The organism is Azohydromonas lata (assembly GCF_034427735.1).
Lineage (GTDB): Bacteria > Pseudomonadota > Gammaproteobacteria > Burkholderiales > Burkholderiaceae_C > Azohydromonas > Azohydromonas lata.
This window is the reverse complement of record NZ_JAXOJX010000222.1, coordinates 1-373: the sequence shown is the minus strand read 5'-3', so window position 1 is coordinate 373 and position 373 is coordinate 1. Positions and strand designations below refer to the sequence as shown.

Here is a 373-nt window from a genome sequence, read left to right as displayed (position 1 = left end):
TGCGCCCAGCACGATGCCGGCCACGGCCGCCACGGCGGCGGCCAGCGGGACGACGAGCCAGATGGGCAGGTGCAGCCCCTCGGGGAACATCGCGGCAATGGCCGGGAAGTTCTCGGCCAGGTGCGGCGAAGCCAGCAGCGCGTACAGGTAGGCGCCCACGGCGTAGAAGGCGACGTAGCCCAGGTCCAGCAGGCCGGCGTAGCCGACCACGATGTTCAGGCCCAGCGCCAGCATCACGTACAGCAGCGCCAGCGCCGCAATGCGCACCCAGCCCTGGCCGAAGCCTTGCGCCACCAGCGGCAGCGCCAGCAGCGCGACCGCGGCGAGCAGAAACAGGACAAGCTTGTTTTTCATGGTTTGTGTTCTCCTGCGT

1 protein-coding gene is annotated in these 373 nt (G+C 69.2%); it reads right to left on the bottom strand.

The window, feature by feature from the left end; translation table 11 throughout:
* Positions 1-354: ABC transporter permease subunit (locus tag SM757_RS35120; RefSeq protein WP_407655836.1), on the bottom strand; the 354-nt coding region annotated here is incomplete at its 3' end.
* Positions 355-373: the final 19 nt, after the last annotated feature.